At 38.8% G+C, this 1,355-nt stretch carries 1 protein-coding gene; it reads left to right on the top strand.

Annotation, left to right across the window (positions count from 1 at the left end; genetic code table 11):
* Positions 1-1,355: ATP-binding protein (locus QUA45_RS28810; protein ID WP_445305361.1), on the top strand; the 1,355-nt coding region annotated here is incomplete at both ends.

The raw sequence follows: 1,355 nt of genomic DNA, 5'->3' as shown, positions 1-1,355 counted from the left end.
ACTCTCCACAGCAATCTAGAATTGGTAGAGCCGCTAACTGAGTTAATTTATCGCAAAACATCAGGTAATCCTTTCTTTGTTAATGAATTTCTTAAAACTATATATCAAGAAAATTTATTAAAGTTCGATTGGCAACAGCGTTGTTGGGTCTGGGATATCCCGCAAATCGATGCTTTAAGTATCACAGAAAATGTTGTGGATTTGCTGATAGACAAATTAAAAAAAATACCCGATGCGCCTCAGCAGGCGTTGCTTCTGGCTGCTTGTATCGGGAATAGCTTCGATCTGAAAACGCTCTCTATAGTCTATGAAAAATCCCTTACAGACACATTTGTAGATTTACTACCGACTATCCAGTCCGGGCTGATTCAACCTACTTCATCGCTAGAAACAACCTCAAACAATCCCATCGATTCCTCTTTGATTATCCTGAATTATAATTTTCAACACGATCGCGTCCAGCAAGCCGCCTATGCCTTGATTGATGAAAATGACAAGGAAACCGTTCATCTTAAAATTGGCAGGCTGTTACTTACAAATACACTTCCAGATGAATTGGAAGAAAATATCTTTGCCATAGTCGATCATCTTAATAAAGGCAAAAACTTGATTGCAGGCAAGGCAGAAAAAGTGCAGTTGAGTCAATTGAATCTCAAGGCAGGTAAAAAAGCCAAAGAAGCTACGGCATATACGGCTGCTAAAGAATATTTTATATCGGCAAAGTTTTTTTTTACTGGCAATATATGGAAAGGAAAAAATAATTATAAAATGGCTATGGATTTATATAAAAATCTAGCCCAGGTTGAATATCTCACTAGCAACTTTCAAGAGTCAGAATTGCTGATAGAATTGGCTATTAATAGAGCGAAGTCAGCGCTAGAACGCTCGGAATTCTATTATTTGCTAATCGAACTATATACCATGCAGGGCAAATACTTGGAGGCGATTGAGGTTGGTCGAACAGCTTTAGCGCAATTGGGGATCGACTTTCCAGATGGCGACTTTAACAAAGCTGTTGAAGCTGAATTAGGTAAGTTTAGCGAAATTTTAGGAAACCGAGAAGTTGCTTCGCTGATTGACAATCCAGAAATGGAAGACCCGATCAAGCAGATGGCCTTAGAGCTATTGATAAAAATGTTACCGCCAAGCTACTTAGGCGCTCCCCAAATTGCCGGTGTTGTAATGGCTAAATCTGCCAATTTGAGCGTTGAATACGGTCATACATCCAAATCTGCAATTAGCTACGGTATATTTGGTATGCTACAGGCAATGTTAGGCAACTATCAGTTAAGTTACCAACTCACCCTGCTAGGATATCAGTTAAGTAAAAAGTTCGATGATTTATACTCTATAAG

It is taken from the genome of Microcoleus sp. Pol12A5 (assembly GCF_036701435.1).
Lineage (GTDB): Bacteria > Cyanobacteriota > Cyanobacteriia > Cyanobacteriales > Microcoleaceae > Microcoleus.
Note: the sequence above shows the minus strand (reverse complement) of the source record. Positions and strands in the feature narration are given on the sequence as shown.